Below are 15,676 nucleotides of genomic sequence, written 5' to 3' on the forward strand. Positions count from 1 at the left end.
GTTTGCTACGTTCAAATTTTTCCTTAGCCATGAGCTAATTCCTTTACATTAAAGATCGATTAAAGAACAGGGGTCGTCTGAAAAATCATTTCAGCCTTTCAGACGACCTATTTGCCTGATTAGCCTTTACGGGCTTCAGTTACAGCAACAGCTACGTGAGCAGGAGCTTCAGCGTATTTTTTGAACTCCATGGAGTAAGTAGCGCGGCCTTGGGTTGCAGAACGCAGGTCGGTTGAGTAACCGAACATTTCTGCCAGAGGTACTTCGGCGCGAACTTTCTTACCGCCGATTCCGTCATCATCCATACCCAATACAACGCCACGACGACGGTTCAAGTCGCCCATTACGTCACCCATGTATTCTTCAGGTGTTTCCACCTCAACTGCCATGATTGGCTCCAACAGAGCTGGATTGGCTTTACGCATACCTTCTTTAAAGGCTTGAGAAGCTGCCAATTCGAAGGCCAGTTGTGAAGAGTCGACATCATGCGAAGAACCGAAGATCAAACGTACGCGTACGTCAACTACTGGGTAGCCTGCAACGATACCGTTAGGCAGGGTGTCACGGATACCTTTATCGACAGAAGGAATGAATTCGCGAGGAATCACACCACCTTTAATTTCGTCGATAAATTCGTAACCTGCACCACCCGGCTCCATAGGTTCCATTTTGATCACAACGTGACCGTATTGACCTTTACCACCGGATTGTTTAGCGTGTTTGTATTCAGCTTCAACTTCTTTGCGGATAGTTTCACGGTATGCAACTTGAGGCGCACCAATGTTAGCTTCCACACCGAATTCGCGTTTCATACGGTCAACAATAATTTCCAAGTGCAATTCACCCATACCGGAAATAATGGTTTGACCGGATTCTTCGTCTGTACGAACACGGAAAGAAGGGTCTTCTTTAGCCAGACGATTCAGGGCAATACCCATTTTCTCTTGGTCAGCTTTGGTTTTCGGCTCAACGGCAATATGGATTACCGGCTCAGGGAACTCCATGCGTTCCAAGATAATCGGCGCGCTTTCTGCACACAAGGTTTCACCGGTAGTAACGTCTTTCAGACCGATAGCAGCGGCGATGTCGCCAGCGCGTACTTCTTCAATTTCAGTACGGTCCGCAGCAGTCATTTGCACCAAACGACCGATACGTTCACGAGTACCTTTTACAGAGTTCAATACGGTATCACCGGATTTCACGACACCAGAGTAAACGCGGATGAAAGTCAGCTGACCAACGTATTTGTCGTTCAACATTTTGAACGCCAATGCAGAGAATTTCTCTTCGTCGCTGGCTTGGCGGCTGTCTGCTTCTTCAGTGTTAGGGTTAACACCTTGAACAGGAGGAATGTCGGTAGGAGCAGGCAACAATTCTACTACTGCGTCCAACATACGTTGAACACCTTTGTTTTTAAATGCAGAACCGCACAACATTGGTTGGATTTCACCTGCCAAAGTACGTTGACGCAATGCACCTACGATTTCTTCTTCGGTCAGCTCTTCACCACCCAAGTATTTATCCATCAATTCTTCGCTGGCTTCTGCTGCGGCTTCAATCATGTTTTGACGCCATTCTTCAGCAGTTTCAACCAACTCAGCAGGAATATCGCCATAGGTAAAGGTTGTACCTTTATCAGCTTCGTTCCAGATGATAGATTTCATTTTCAGCAGGTCAACAACACCACTGAAGCTATCTTCTGCACCAACTGGGATTACGATAGGTACAGGGTTTGCGCGCAAACGGGTTTTCATTTGCTCGACAACGCGGAAGAAGTTGGCACCTTGACGGTCCATTTTGTTTACAAATGCCAAGCGAGGAACTTGGTATTTGTTAGCTTGACGCCATACGGTTTCGGATTGAGGTTGAACACCACCTACTGCACAGTAAACCATTACTGCACCGTCCAATACACGCATAGAACGCTCTACCTCTACGGTAAAGTCAACGTGTCCTGGGGTATCAATGATGTTGAAACGGTGTTCAGGGAACTGTTTCGCCATACCGGACCAATAAGAAGTCACAGCAGCAGAAGTAATGGTAATACCACGCTCTTGCTCTTGTTCCATGTAGTCGGTAGTTGCTGCGCCGTCATGCACCTCACCCAACTTGTGAGTCAAACCTGTATAGAACAGAATACGTTCTGTTGTGGTTGTTTTACCCGCGTCAATATGGGCAGAAATACCAATATTGCGATACAGGCTGATAGGGGTCTTACGAGCCATTTTATTAGCCTTTCGATATTAGAAACGGAAGTGAGAGAATGCTTTGTTAGCTTCAGCCATACGGTGTACTTCTTCACGTTTTTTCAACGCACCGCCACGACCTTCAGCCGCATCAATCAATTCGCCTGCCAAACGCAGGTCCATAGATTTCTCACCACGTTTACGGGCCGCATCGCGAACCCAGCGCATTGCCAAAGCCAGACGACGTGAAGGACGAACTTCAACAGGAACTTGGTAGTTTGCACCACCTACACGGCGGCTTTTCACTTCCACGATAGGTTTGGCATTTGCAATGGCTTCGTTAAATACTTCGATTGCTACTTTGCCGGTTTTTTTCTCAATTTGTTCCAGTGCACCGTAAACGATACGTTCTGCAACAGATTTTTTACCGTCAATCATCAATACGTTCATGAATTTAGTCAGCTCAACGCTGCCGAACTTAGGATCTGGCAGTACGTCGCGCTTAGGGACTTCTCTACGTCTTGGCATTTTAATTTCCTTTAATCTATTCAGTTGGGTCAATTCCCATGAATACCCAATTGAGTATTCACTTACTCGGCCGTTGTTCAGCTTAGGCGGCCGACGTGCCTATTTGAGTCCCGATAATTATTTAGGACGCTTAGCACCGTATTTAGAACGGGCTTGTTTACGGTCTTTAACACCTGCAGTATCCAAGGAACCGCGTACAGTGTGGTAACGTACACCTGGCAAGTCTTTTACACGACCGCCGCGGATCAATACGACGCTGTGCTCTTGCAGGTTGTGGCCTTCACCGCCGATATATGAAATGACTTCAAAACCGTTGGTCAGGCGAACTTTACATACTTTACGCAATGCAGAGTTAGGTTTTTTAGGGGTAGTTGTGTATACACGGGTGCACACGCCACGTTTTTGCGGGCAAGCTTCCAGTGCAGGCACTTTGTTTACGTACACAGGCTTTTGACGGCCTTTGCGTACCAATTGGTTAATAGTTGGCATATTTTCTCGTCCTGTTGAGTTAAATACTTGCCGACACCATGTCGACAAGATTGGAATTATATTTTTACTGCAAGGGTTTAGTCAAGCAAATGACTGATAAAGTTTGGTGTTTTCCAATTTATGTCTAAATTTTGGAAACAAAGGCCGTCTGAAAGATTCAGACGGCCTTTGTCATTTTAAATAAGTCCGTAATTTGCTCTCTACTTATTTTCTCCATTGCTTTCCTTATTTATTCAGACAGCCTTAAACTCCACTCTCTTTTAAATCCTCTAAAAAATAAAACCGCAAGACTGGCTTGCGGTTTTATTTTCACAATAATCCCAAGGGATTATTCGTCTGAAGCTTCGGTTTCAGAAGTTTCTTGATCAGCTTGCTGCCATTGTTGATGGCGGCTACGGTGGTAGGTCAAACCTGTACCAGCAGGAATCAAACGACCAACAATCACGTTCTCTTTCAAACCGCGCAGCTCGTCTTGTTTGCCCATAATAGCGGCCTCTGTCAAGACGCGGGTTGTTTCTTGGAACGATGCCGCAGAAATAAAGCTGTCTGTAGACAAGGAAGCTTTGGTAATACCCAGCAACACGTTTTCGTAACGTGCCGGCTCTTTGTCTTCAGCCATGGCTTTTTCATTGGCAAGCATCACATCGCCACGCTCAACTTGTTCGCCGGTAATGAACTCTGTATCACCGGAATCAACAATGTTCACTCGACGCAGCATTTGACGGATGATGACTTCGATGTGTTTATCGGAAATCTTCACACCTTGCAGGCGGTAAACCTCTTGTACCTCTTGGACAATGTAGCGGGCCAATGCTTCGATACCTTGCAGACGCAGAATGTCGTGTGGATCTACAGCACCGTCTACGATGGTTTCACCGCGGTTTACCACTTGACCGTCGTGTACCAGAATCTGTTTCTCTTTAGAAATCAGGGTTTCGTATGCTACACCGTCTACGTCGGTAATAATCAGGCGCTGTTTACCTTTGGTTTCTTTACCGAAGGAAACGGTACCGGTAATTTCTGCCAACATACCTGCATCTTTCGGCACGCGTGCTTCAAACAATTCGGCTACGCGTGGCAGACCACCGGTAATATCGCGGGTTTTAGAAGACGCTTGTGGAATACGCGCCAATACATCACCCTTACCGACTTCCTGACCTTCACGGATAGTAATCACCGCACCGACCGGGAATGCCATAGAAACTGGGGTAGTCGTACCTGGGATGCAAATTTCCAGACCGTTTTCATCCAACAGTTTGACAGTCGGACGCAACAGTTTAGAAGCACCAGAGGAACGACGTTTACCGTCAATCACTACCAAAGTAGACAAACCGGTTACATCGTCAGTTTGTTTCGCAACGGTAACACCCTCTTCCACGTTCTCGAATTTCACCATACCTGCGTGTTCGGTAATCATCGGACGGGTATGCGGATCCCAAGTTGCCAAGGTTTGACCGGCTTTAATGGCTTCGCCGTCTTGTACCAGCAGGATTGCACCGTAAGGTACTTTGTGACGTTCACGTTCGCGACCGATATCGTCGTGAATCACTACTTCACAAGAACGGCCGATGACAACCAACTCGCCTTTGTTGTTGGCAACGTAACGCATTTGGCTACTGAAACGTGCTGTACCGTTGGATTTGGCTTCTACTTGGCTGGCTGCCGCCGCACGAGATGCCGCACCACCGATGTGGAACGTACGCATGGTCAGCTGAGTACCTGGTTCACCAATGGATTGTGCAGCAATCACACCAACTGCCTCACCGGCGTTAACCAGTTTACCGCGTGCCAAGTCACGACCATAACAGTGTGCACACAGGCCATGACGGGTTTTACAAGTAATCGGCGTACGGACTTTGACTTCATCGACACCGGATTGGTCGATCATATCTACCAGTTTCTCGGTCAACAACGTACCGGCTTCGACCAAAGTCTCGCCAGTCGAAGGATCGACAACATCAGAAGCAGTAACGCGGCCCAAAATACGATCGCGCAAGGCTTCAATCACATCACCGCCTTGTACCACTGCCTTCATCACAAAGCCGTCTGAAGTACCACAATCGTCTTCAACAACGACCAAGTCTTGAGTTACGTCTACCAAACGACGGGTCAAGTAACCAGAGTTTGCAGTTTTCAACGCAGTATCCGCCAAACCCTTACGCGCACCGTGGGTCGCAATAAAGTATTGCAATACAGTCAGACCTTCACGGAAGTTAGAGGTAATAGGCGTTTCAATAATGGAGCCGTCAGGTTTCGCCATCAAACCACGCATACCGGACAACTGTTTAATCTGAGCCGCAGAACCACGGGCACCAGAGTCAGCCATCATGTAAATAGAGTTGAAGGACTCTTGATCAACTTCGTTGCCGTCACGGTCGATAACTTTTTGTTTGGACAGGTTGTCCATCATCGCTTTAGCAATCTTATCGCCGGCACGACCCCAGATATCGACCACTTTGTTGTAACGTTCGCCGTTGGTTACCAAACCTTGACGGTATTGGTCTTCAATTTCTTTAACTTCGGCATTAGCCTCAGCCAGCAAGGCTGCTTTTTCTTTCGGAATTTCCATATCGTCAACCGCAATGGAAATACCGCCTTTTGCCGCAAAACCGAAACCGGTATACATCAGGTGGTCGGCGAAAATAACTGTTTCACGCAGACCGCACAGACGGAATGATGCGTTAATCAGTTTAGAAATTTCTTTTTTCTTCAGTGCTTTGTTGATGTACTCGAATGGCAGGCCTTTAGGCAAGATTTCGCTCAACAATGCACGGCCGACGGTTGTTTCGTAACGGTTAACGACAGGCTCAAACTCACCTGCTTCGTTTTTCACCCATTCACGCAGACGTACGGTAATTTTCGTACCCAGCTCAACCTGTTTGGTATGGTATGCACGATGCACTTCTTTCACATCGGCAAACAGGCTGCCTTCGCCTTTGGCATTGATGCGGTCGCGGGTCATATAGTACAGACCCAATACAATATCCTGAGAAGGTACGATGATTGGTTCGCCGTTGGCTGGAGACAATACGTTGTTTGAAGCCAGCATCAGCGTGCGTGCTTCCATTTGTGCTTCCAAGCTCAATGGAACGTGTACAGCCATTTGGTCACCGTCAAAGTCGGCGTTAAATGCAGCACACACCAATGGGTGCAACTGAATCGCTTTACCTTCGATCAGGATAGGTTCGAACGCTTGAATACCCAAACGGTGCAGAGTTGGCGCACGGTTCAGCATAATCGGATGTTCGCGGATGACTTCTTCCAAGATATCCCATACTTCAGGTACTTCTTGTTCAACCAATTTTTTCGCAGCTTTAACGGTAGAAGCCAAACCTTGTTTTTCCAATTTGTGGAAGATGAATGGTTTGAACAGTTCCAAAGCCATTTTTTTCGGCAGACCACATTGGTGCAGACGCAGGTATGGGCCTACGGTAATCACGGAACGACCGGAGTAGTCCACACGTTTACCCAGAAGGTTTTGACGGAAGCGGCCGCCTTTACCTTTAATCATGTCAGCCAATGATTTCAGCGGACGTTTGTTAGCGCCGGTCATCGCTTTACCGCGACGGCCGTTATCCAACAGAGAGTCAACTGCTTCTTGCAACATACGTTTTTCGTTACGAACGATGATGTCAGGCGCATGCAGTTCCAACAGACGTTTCAGACGGTTGTTACGGTTGATAACGCGACGGTACAAGTCGTTCAAATCGGAAGTGGCAAAACGACCGCCATCCAATGGAACCAACGGACGCAAATCAGGTGGCAATACCGGCAGCACATCCATAATCATCCATTCCAGCTTCATACCGGAACGATGGAAGGCTTCCAATACTTTCAAACGTTTAGCAATTTTTTTGATTTTGGTGTCAGAACCGGTAGATTCCAGCTCTTGACGCAGGATTTCGATTTCGCCGGTAATATCCAAGGTACGCAGCAATTCGCGGATACCTTCTGCACCCATTTTGGCATCGAAGTCGTCGCCGTATTCGTCCAGTTTGTTGTAGTAATCGTCTTCAGTCAGCAATTGACGACGTTGCAACGGAGTCATGCCGGGATCGGTTACCACAAATGCTTCAAAGTACAATACGCGTTCGATATCGCGCAAAGTCATGTCCAATACCATACCCAAGCGGGAAGGCAGGGATTTCAAGAACCAAATGTGGGCAACAGGTGCAGCCAATTCAATGTGGCCCATGCGTTCGCGGCGTACTTTAGACAAGGTCACTTCTACGCCACATTTTTCACAGGTTACGCCTTTAAATTTCAAGCGTTTGTATTTACCGCACAAACATTCATAGTCTTTGACCGGGCCAAAGATTTTGGCGCAGAACAAACCGTCGCGCTCAGGTTTGAACGTACGGTAGTTGATGGTTTCAGGTTTTTTAACTTCGCCATAAGACCATGAGCGGATGGTTTCGGGAGAGGCAATACCGATTTTGATGGCATCAAACTCTTCTTCCATGCCGGCAGTTTGCAACGGATTAAATAAGTTCAACAAATTCATTTTTGCTCCTTGAAGGAAGTATTTTTACCGCATGGCGGATTTTCGATATTGGGAAACGGTACTTTCGATTTCAGACGGCCTAAATGCCGATTGCTTCATTCTTATTCTGAAACCGTTTTTTCAGACGACCTTGAATGGCCGTCTGAAAACTTCTGTTTAGTAGCGTTCCAAATCGATATCCAAGCCCAGTGAGCGAATCTCTTTAACCAATACGTTGAAGGATTCAGGCATACCGGCATCGATTTTGTGTTCGCCTTTGACGATGTTTTCGTACATTTTGGTACGGCCGTTCACGTCGTCAGACTTCACAGTCAGCATCTCTTGTAGCGTGTATGCCGCGCCGTATGCTTCCAATGCCCAAACCTCCATCTCACCGAAACGTTGGCCACCGAACTGAGCTTTACCGCCCAGAGGCTGCTGGGTAACCAGACTGTATGGACCGGTAGAACGGGCGTGCATTTTTTCGTCAACCAAGTGGTGCAGTTTCAGATAGTGCATCACACCGACTGTAACCTTGCGGTCAAATGCTTCACCTGAACGGCCGTCATACAGCGTGATTTGAGTTTTACTGTCATTGAAGCCCAGTTTCTCAACCTCAGGATCTTCGCTTGGGTAAGCCAAGTTCAACATTTCGCGGATTTCAGACTCTTTCGCACCGTCGAATACAGGAGAAGCGAAAGATGCACCTTTACGCAGGTTGGAAGCCAACTCGATGATTTCTTCATCTGTCAGGCTGTCCAAATCTTCTTTCTTGCCGCTACCGTTGTAGAGCTTGTTCAAGAATTCACGCAGCTCGCTGGCTTTGCGTTGCTCTTTCAGCATGCGGTCGATGCGTTCGCCGATACCTTTTGCCGCCCAACCCAAGTGAACTTCCAAAATCTGACCGATGTTCATACGGGAAGGTACGCCCAATGGGTTCAGTACGATGTCTACCGGACGGCCGTCAGCCATATAAGGCATGTCTTCCACCGGCAGAATGCGTGATACCACACCTTTGTTACCGTGGCGACCCGCCATTTTGTCACCGGCTTGCAGACGGCGTTTGATGGCGATAAATACTTTTACCATTTTTTGTACGCCCGGTTGCAGCTCGTCGCCTTGGGTCAGTTTTTTCTTTTTGATCTCATACAACTCATCCGCTTCTTCGCGTTTTTGTTGCAGGCTCAATTTAATCAGTTCCAACTGTTTGGCCAAATCTTCATCAGCCAGACGGATGTCAAACCAATCATGTTTGCTGGACAGGCTTACCAAATATTCGGTAGTGATTTCGCTGCCTTTAGCCAGCTTCATCGGACCACCATTGGCTTTTTGACCAACAATCATACGCTCGATACGGTCGAATGCGTCATTATCGAAAATACGCAATTGATCGCCCAAATCTTGACGGTAACGTTTCAATTCAGAATCAATAATGGATTGAGCACGTTTGTCGCGTTGGATACCTTCACGAGTGAAGACTTGAACGTCGATAACGGTACCGCTCATGCCGGTAGGCATACGCAATGAAGTATCTTTTACGTCAGATGCTTTTTCACCGAAAATGGCACGCAGCAGTTTTTCTTCAGGAGTCAGTTGGGTTTCGCCTTTAGGTGTTACTTTACCTACCAAGACATCACCGGCTTCTACTTCTGCACCGATATATACGATACCGGATTCATCCAAACGGTTTTGCATACGTTCGGACAAGTTCGGAATATCGCGGGTAATATCTTCCGCACCCAGTTTAGTGTCACGTGCAACAACGTTCAATTCTTCAATGTGAATCGAAGTGTAACGATCGTCCGCAGCCACTTTTTCTGAAATCAGAATCGAGTCTTCATAGTTGTAACCGTTCCATGGCATGAAGGCGATGGTCATGTTTTGACCCAAAGCTAACTCGCCCAAGTCGGTAGATGCACCGTCGGCTACCAAGTCACCACGTTGCAACACATCGCCTGCTTTTACAGCCGGACGTTGGTTGATGTTGGTAGATTGGTTGGAACGGGTGAATTTAACCAAGTTGTAAATATCGACACCCACTTCACCGGCAGTCGCTTCATCATCATGAACACGAACCACAACGCGGTTGGCGTCTACATACTCAACCACACCACCACGGCGGGCAACGATTGCAGTTGCAGAGTCAACGGCAACAGAGCGCTCGATACCGGTACCAACCATCGGTTTCTCAGGACGCAGGCACGGTACGGCCTGACGTTGCATGTTGGCACCCATCAATGCACGGTTCGCGTCATCATGTTCCAAAAATGGAATCAGAGATGCTGCAACGGATACCACTTGACCGGTTGCCACGTCCATATATTGAACGCGGTCAGGCGTTGCCATAATGGTTTCGCCTTTTTCACGACAAGTAACCAAGTCGCCAATCAGATTACCGTCTTTGTCCAAATCGGCATTCGCCTGTGCAATCACATAACGGCCTTCTTCGATAGCAGACAAGTAATCGATTTCTTCAGTTACTTTACCATCGACAACACGGCGGTAAGGGGTTTCCAAGAAGCCATAATCATTGGTACGCGCATAAACGGACAGTGAGTTGATCAAACCAATGTTTGGACCCTCAGGTGTTTCAATAGGACATACACGGCCATAGTGAGTCGGATGTACGTCTCGCACCTCAAAGCCTGCACGTTCGCGAGTCAAACCGCCAGGGCCCAATGCAGATACACGGCGTTTATGGGTTACTTCAGACAATGGGTTAGTCTGATCCATAAATTGGCTCAATTGGCTAGAGCCGAAGAATTCTTTAATCGCGGCAGAAACAGGTTTTGCATTAATCAAGTCATGCGGCATCAAGTTCTCAGATTCTGCTTGGTTCAAACGCTCTTTAACTGCACGTTCTACACGAGCCAAACCGCTACGGAATTGGTTTTCAGTCAACTCACCCACAGAACGGACACGACGATTACCCAAGTGGTCGATATCGTCTACTTCGCCATGACCGTTACGCAGTTCAACCAATGTCGCAATAGAAGCAACAATGTCTTCAACGCTCAGAACGTAACCACCTTTTTCAGCTGCGCCAGCCAAAGTTTCGTTCAGCAAACGGCCATACCAAGTGTTTTGTTGTGCTTCAGACAATTTTTGCTCGTATGTGCGCGTATTAAATTTCATACGGCCTACGCGAGACAAATCATAGCTGTCTTCACTGAAGAACAAGCGGTTGAAGAGCTGCTCAACAGCTTCTTCGGTAGGCGGTTCGCCAGGACGCATCATGCGGTAAATCGCTACGCGTGCAGCCTGCTGATCAGCAGTTTCGTCTGTACGCAGAGTGCTGGAGATGTAGCCGCCTTGATCCAACTCATTGATATAAAGTGTCGTAATTTCTTTTACGCCATGTATATCAAGCTTGGCCAACAGTTCTTCTGTAATTTCATCATTAGCAGAAGCCAATACTTCGCCGGTTTCCGGATCAATCAGGTCAGCAGCCAATGCTTTGCCTATCAGGCTTTCTGGCTCTACATCCAAACGAGTCAAGCCTGCATTGGTAATATCACGGATATTTTTCGCAGTAATGCGTTTACCTTTGGCGACCAGCACATTGCCTTCTTTATCCAAGATATCAACTTTGGCAGTTTCACCTTTCAGACGGCCTGCAACCAGATCAGTTTGAACACCGTTTGAAGACAAATAGAAAGTTTCTTTGTCGTAGAAAATATCCAAGATTTGTTCATTGTTGTAGCCCAAAGCTTTCAACAAAATCGTAACCGGCATTTTACGGCGACGGTCGATACGGAAATACAGCAAATCTTTTGGATCAAATTCGAAATCCAACCATGAACCACGGTAAGGAATAATACGAGCAGAGAACAACAGCTTACCGGAAGAATGTGTTTTACCACGGTCATGCTCAAAGAACACGCCTGGAGAACGGTGCAACTGGGAAACAATCACACGCTCAGTACCATTGATGACAAAAGAGCCGCTTGGCGTCATCAATGGGATTTCACCCATATACACTTCGTTTTCACGAACTTCTTTTACAGTCGGCTTAGATGCTTCTTTATCCAAAATCACCAAACGGATACGAGCACGCAATGGAGCCGCGTAAGTAATACCGCGCAATTGACATTCAGGAATATCGAACAAAGGCTCGCCCAATGTGTAATGTACAAACTCCAATCGCGCATAACCGTTATGGCTCACAATCGGGAAAATAGAATTAAATGCTGCTTGCAGACCATCATCAGTGCGTTGGTCAAAAGCATTTTCCAGCTGCAAAAATTTCGCATAAGAATCAATTTGGGTTGCCAGCAGGAAAGGAACATCTAAGACATTCTCTCGCTTTGCAAAACTCTTACGGATACGTTTTTTCTCGGTAAACGAATAGCTCATATACACTCCGAAAAGCAATTTTAAATAATAGGCCGTCTGAAACAACGGCATGCACCAACCTGATATTTACATTTATTTGCAATGATTTTATAAAGACTATGCAAATAAATGTAAACAATGCCTGATGCTTATTTTAAGAAGCAAAATAAGGCTGGCAGAAAACTGCCAGCCTTCATGGGAAGCATCAAATTATTTGATTTCGACTTTAGCGCCGGCTTCTTCCAGTTGTTTTTGGATGTCTTCAGCTTCAGCTTTAGAAACACCTTCTTTCAGAGTTTTAGGTGCACCGTCAACGATGTCTTTAGCTTCTTTCAGACCCAGGCCAGTGATAGCGCGGACAACTTTAATCACGCCAACTTTTTGATCACCGGCAGAAGCCAATACTACGTCAAATTCAGTTTTTTCTTCAGCGGCAGCTGCACCAGCACCTGCAGGACCTGCAACTGCAACTGCGGCAGCAGAAACGCCAAATTTTTCTTCAAAAGCTTTAACCAGGTCGTTCAATTCCATTACGGTCAAAGAACCAACGGCTTCCAAAATGTCTTCTTTAGTAATAGCCATGCTATTTATACTCCAAATATTGTATTAAAAAATAATTAATTAAATGAAACAAAATCGATTAAGCGGCTTCTTCGCCAGCTTTTTTCTCTGCCAAAGCAGCCAAACCACGTGCAAAGCCTGATACAGGAGCTTGCATAACGAACAACAGTTTGGACAACAGCTCTTCGCGGCTTGGAATAGAAGCCAACTCAGCAACCTGAGCAGGATTCATCACTTCGCCATTGTAAGAACCGGCTTTAACGATAATTTTGTCATCTTTTTTCGCGAATTGGTGCAGCACTTTAGCAGCAGCAACAGCATCTTCAGAAGCAGCGTAAACCAATGGACCAACCATTTGATCGGCTAAACCTGCGAATGAAGTACCCTCTACTGCGCGACGAGCCAGAGTATTTTTCAGAACGCGCAAGTAAACGCCTTCTTTACGTGCATTCGCACGAAGCTCAGTCATGCTGGAAACACTGATACCGCGATATTCAGCGACTACGAGAGTTTGAGCGTTAGCAATTGCTGCGCTAATTTCCTCTACGGCCACTTTCTTGGTTTCAATATTGAGACTCAAGGTCTACCTCCCACTGTTTATAAACAGGATACCGAAATGATATCCCACCAGCGCGGTAACCTAAAAAGACATCTTACAAGCAATCTTGTAATGTGTTTCAGGACTACCGTCTGCGTAGGGCAGTTACGATTAAATCTTACGATCCCTACGGTCTTGGACATCTACTTAATTTTAAGTAGCCCAAATTCAGGCAATCCAGAAAACCGGATCACCTGAAAATTTCTTAGTTGTTCACGCTTGCAGTATCAACGCGAACACCCAAACCCATAGTGCTGGATACAGCAACTTTTTTCAGGTACTGACCTTTAGCAGCAGCAGGTTTAGCTTTAACGATAGCATCCAGCAACGCATTGAAGTTTTCTTTCAAGTCAGCTTCAGCGAAAGAAGCACGACCGATAGTTGCATGAACGATACCGGCTTTATCTGTACGGTATTGTACTTGACCTGCTTTTGCATTTTTAACTGCTTCAGCAACGTTAGGAGTAACAGTACCTACTTTAGGGTTTGGCATCAGACCACGAGGACCCAAGATGGTACCCAATTGACCAACGATACGCATTGCATCAGGAGAAGCAATAACAACGTCAAAGTTCAGGTTACCAGCTTTGATTTCAGCGGCCAGATCTTCAAAACCGACAATATCTGCACCAGCTTCTTTAGCAGCATCTGCATTTGCACCTTGAGTAAACACAGCTACGCGAGTTGTTTTACCGGTACCTTTAGGCAGAACGACTGAACCACGAATAACTTGGTCAGATTTACGAGGATCAACGCCCAGATTGAAAGATACGTCAACAGACTCATCAAATTTAGCAGTAGCAGCTTTTTTAACCAAAGCAATTGCTTCATCGATTGCGTACAATTTGTTAGCTTCAACAGAAGAGCGCAGAGCTTTCAAGCGTTTAGATACTTTAGCCATTATACAACACCCTCCACATCCAAGCCCATTGAGCGAGCAGAGCCGGCGATAGTACGGACAGCAGCATCCAAATCGGCAGCAGTCAAATCAGGCTCTTTAGTTTTAGCAATTTCTTCCAACTGAGCGCGGGTCAATTTACCCACTTTGTTAGTCAGAGGGTTAGAACTACCTTTTTGCAGACCAGCAGCTTTTTTCAACAAGATAGAAGCTGGTGGAGTTTTCATCACAAAAGTGAATGATTTATCTGCAAATGCAGTGATCACGACTGGAATTGGCAACCCAGGTTCCATACCTTGGGTTGCAGCATTAAATGCTTTACAGAATTCCATGATATTCAAACCACGTTGACCCAAAGCAGGACCAACTGGGGGAGATGGATTGGCTTTACCTGCAGGAATTTGCAGTTTGATGTAGCCGATAATTTTCTTTGCCACTTAAGGACTCCTAAAAACGGGTATAACGCGGAACCATTCCGCTTCCCAAACAGAATTTGCGATTATATCCGCTTAAAAAAAAATTTTCAAGCGAATTAAACCACTTAAATCTTTTCAACCTGACCGAACTCTAATTCAACCGGTGTTTCACGACCAAAAATCTGAACAGAAACACGCAATCTATTACGCTCGTAGTTAACTTCATCAACAATTCCATTGAAATCAGCAAATGGACCTTCATTCACACGAACCTGCTGACCAACCTCGAATTCAACTTTTGGTTTTGGCTTCTCAACACCTGTTTTGGCTTGTTGCAAAATAGCATCTGCATCTTTTTGAGAAATTGGGATTGGACGATTTCCGCTACCACCTACAAAACCATTTACTCGAGGGGTACTCTTAACCAAGTGCCATGAATCATCAGTCATTTCCATTTCAACCAACACATAGCCTGGATAGAATTTACGCTCACTGATGGTTTTTCGGCCATTCTTGATATCTACCACCTCCTCTACAGGAACAAGAATCTGACCAAAATATTCTTCCATGTTTTCTCGAGCAATGCGCTCTTTCAATGTTTTTTGAACATTTTTCTCGAAACCGGAATAGGCCTGTACCACATACCAACGCTTTGACATCTTTACCCTTTCCTATTTAATAAAACATCAAAAAACAACCATGAAATAATTGTATCTGCCGCATAAATGAAGGCTGCTAAAACTGCAACGAAGATAATCACGAATACAGTCATTTTGACCGCTTCATCGTGACTCGGCCAAACTACCTTCTTAAACTCAGTCCAAGAGCTCTTAAAATATGCAAACAGACCTTCTTTCTTTTCAGGAGCTGGCTTATTACTTACCACAACTTCCTTTTTCTGATGGTCTTCTTTGCGTCCAGACGGATGTTCTGTCATCTTTACTCACTTATCAATACCCCACCCGCCTTCATTTTAGACAGTGGCATTGATCCATTAATTAATTTCAAATAATCTTAAAACTTAAGTACAAAAAAATTAACCGGCACAAGGCCGGTTAATTTTTTATTTGGCAGGCCAAGAGGGTCTCGAACCCCCAACCCTCGGTTTTGGAGACCGATACTCTACCAATTGAGCTATTGGCCTCTAAACTTAAGCGATTACAGAAGAAACCACACCCGCAC

At 45.9% G+C, this 15,676-nt stretch carries 11 protein-coding genes and 1 tRNA gene; all 12 read right to left on the reverse strand.

Translation table 11 applies throughout. The features are described from left to right. Positions 1-119 precede the first annotated feature (119 nt). Positions 120-2,225 (reverse strand): elongation factor G, encoded by a 2,106-nt coding sequence (gene fusA, locus HMPREF2872_RS02285; protein ID WP_070630903.1) that lies wholly within the window; start codon positions 2,223-2,225, stop codon positions 120-122. An 18-nt stretch (positions 2,226-2,243) separates the two neighbouring features. Continuing rightward, positions 2,244-2,714, reverse strand: coding sequence for a 30S ribosomal protein S7 (rpsG, locus tag HMPREF2872_RS02290; protein ID WP_002240962.1), 471 nt, complete (start codon positions 2,712-2,714; stop codon positions 2,244-2,246). Between the two features lie 117 nt (positions 2,715-2,831). Next, positions 2,832-3,203: a 30S ribosomal protein S12 gene (gene rpsL / locus HMPREF2872_RS02295; protein ID WP_002218431.1), complete on the reverse strand. Its 372-nt coding sequence runs from the start codon at positions 3,201-3,203 to the stop codon at positions 2,832-2,834. Between the two features lie 328 nt (positions 3,204-3,531). Further along, positions 3,532-7,707: a DNA-directed RNA polymerase subunit beta' gene (gene rpoC, locus HMPREF2872_RS02300; RefSeq protein WP_070630906.1), complete on the reverse strand. Its 4,176-nt coding sequence runs from the start codon at positions 7,705-7,707 to the stop codon at positions 3,532-3,534. Between the two features lie 156 nt (positions 7,708-7,863). Continuing rightward, positions 7,864-12,042, reverse strand: coding sequence for a DNA-directed RNA polymerase subunit beta (gene rpoB, locus HMPREF2872_RS02305; RefSeq protein WP_070630908.1), 4,179 nt, complete (start codon positions 12,040-12,042; stop codon positions 7,864-7,866). A gap of 189 nt (positions 12,043-12,231) precedes the next feature. Further along, positions 12,232-12,603 carry a 50S ribosomal protein L7/L12 gene (rplL, locus tag HMPREF2872_RS02310; protein ID WP_003677916.1) on the reverse strand — a complete coding sequence of 124 codons (372 nt, stop codon included), beginning with the start codon at positions 12,601-12,603 and terminating at the stop codon, positions 12,232-12,234. Between the two features lie 58 nt (positions 12,604-12,661). Further along, positions 12,662-13,162 (reverse strand): 50S ribosomal protein L10, encoded by a 501-nt coding sequence (gene rplJ, locus HMPREF2872_RS02315; protein ID WP_003680699.1) that lies wholly within the window; start codon positions 13,160-13,162, stop codon positions 12,662-12,664. 223 nt (positions 13,163-13,385) lie between these two features. Next, complete coding sequence (rplA, locus tag HMPREF2872_RS02320) at positions 13,386-14,081, reverse strand: 50S ribosomal protein L1 (protein ID WP_003677918.1); 696 nt, start codon at positions 14,079-14,081, stop codon at positions 13,386-13,388. Further along, on the reverse strand, positions 14,081-14,515 hold the full coding sequence (gene rplK / locus HMPREF2872_RS02325; RefSeq protein WP_002220151.1) for a 50S ribosomal protein L11: 435 nt from the start codon (positions 14,513-14,515) through the stop codon (positions 14,081-14,083). The genes rplA and rplK overlap by 1 nt, the downstream gene beginning before the upstream one ends. Before the next feature lie 104 nt (positions 14,516-14,619). Then, entirely contained in the window at positions 14,620-15,153 is a 534-nt protein-coding gene (nusG, locus tag HMPREF2872_RS02330; protein ID WP_003680697.1) for a transcription termination/antitermination protein NusG, read from the reverse strand. 2 nt (positions 15,154-15,155) lie between these two features. Further along, positions 15,156-15,431, reverse strand: a complete 276-nt coding sequence (secE, locus tag HMPREF2872_RS02335) for a preprotein translocase subunit SecE (RefSeq protein ID WP_070630912.1) — start codon at positions 15,429-15,431, stop codon at positions 15,156-15,158. A 131-nt stretch (positions 15,432-15,562) separates the two neighbouring features. Further along, a tRNA-Trp gene (locus HMPREF2872_RS02340) sits at positions 15,563-15,638 on the reverse strand. Between the last annotated feature and the right edge of the window lie 38 nt (positions 15,639-15,676).

It is taken from the genome of Neisseria sp. HMSC069H12 (assembly GCF_001812735.1).
Classification (GTDB): domain Bacteria; phylum Pseudomonadota; class Gammaproteobacteria; order Burkholderiales; family Neisseriaceae; genus Neisseria; species Neisseria subflava.

Excerpts from the sequence above, each read along its gene's own strand:
- nusG (WP_003680697.1), bottom strand. The coding sequence starts at position 15,153 with ATGTCAAAGCGTTGGTATGTGGTACAGGCCTATTCCGGTTTCGAGAAA.
- rpoC (WP_070630906.1), bottom strand. The coding sequence starts at position 7,707 with ATGAATTTGTTGAACTTATTTAATCCGTTGCAAACTGCCGGCATGGAA.
- secE (WP_070630912.1), bottom strand. The coding sequence starts at position 15,431 with ATGACAGAACATCCGTCTGGACGCAAAGAAGACCATCAGAAAAAGGAA.
- fusA (WP_070630903.1), bottom strand. The coding sequence starts at position 2,225 with ATGGCTCGTAAGACCCCTATCAGCCTGTATCGCAATATTGGTATTTCT.
- rpsL (WP_002218431.1), bottom strand. The coding sequence starts at position 3,203 with ATGCCAACTATTAACCAATTGGTACGCAAAGGCCGTCAAAAGCCTGTG.
- rplA (WP_003677918.1), bottom strand. The coding sequence starts at position 14,081 with ATGGCTAAAGTATCTAAACGCTTGAAAGCTCTGCGCTCTTCTGTTGAA.
- rpsG (WP_002240962.1), bottom strand. The coding sequence starts at position 2,714 with ATGCCAAGACGTAGAGAAGTCCCTAAGCGCGACGTACTGCCAGATCCT.
- rplL (WP_003677916.1), bottom strand. The coding sequence starts at position 12,603 with ATGGCTATTACTAAAGAAGACATTTTGGAAGCCGTTGGTTCTTTGACC.
- rpoB (WP_070630908.1), bottom strand. The coding sequence starts at position 12,042 with ATGAGCTATTCGTTTACCGAGAAAAAACGTATCCGTAAGAGTTTTGCA.